At 52.6% G+C, this 401-nt stretch carries 1 protein-coding gene and 1 pseudogene; one reads left to right on the plus strand and one right to left on the minus strand.

What is annotated here, in order from left to right; genetic code table 11:
* Positions 1–173, plus strand: a pseudogene (locus tag GBG68_RS14500) (IS481 family transposase); the annotation flags it as partial.
* Here GBG68_RS14500 and GBG68_RS14505 read toward each other — a convergent pair.
* The coding region (locus tag GBG68_RS14505) for a hypothetical protein (protein WP_226801816.1) at positions 152–401 on the minus strand (250 nt) is incomplete at its 5' end. The pseudogene GBG68_RS14500 and the gene GBG68_RS14505 sit on opposite strands and share 22 nt — an antisense overlap.

The following is a 401-nucleotide window of genomic DNA, read 5'->3' on the forward strand; positions in this document are numbered from 1 at the left end:
GCCGGCTCGACCTGGAGCAGACCCTCAAGCGATACTGTCATCTCTACAATCACCACATCCCGCAGAAGGCGCTGGGGCATAAAGCACCCATACAGGCCATGCGGGAATGGCAAAAACGGCGACCGGACCTATTCGTCAAAGAAATCAGGAATCACCCGGGACCCGACAGGTAGTCGAAACATTTGAAGCGGAAGATGAACAATCGGCCGAGCAGCAGAGGCAAGGTTGGCTCTGCATACTTACTAATTTCAAGAACCATGTTGAAAGCAAAAGCAACTAAGGAAGCGCTGATCAAATCAGCGATCCAGCACAAATTGCTCAAAACATGACCGCTCGGGCCGTTTTTGGCCCTGAATACGGTGTTTTTACGCCATTTCGGCCCCGATCCGCCCCTTTTGGGC

It is taken from the genome of Alkalilimnicola sp. S0819, from assembly GCF_009295635.1.
Lineage (GTDB): Bacteria > Pseudomonadota > Gammaproteobacteria > Nitrococcales > WHIW01 > S0819.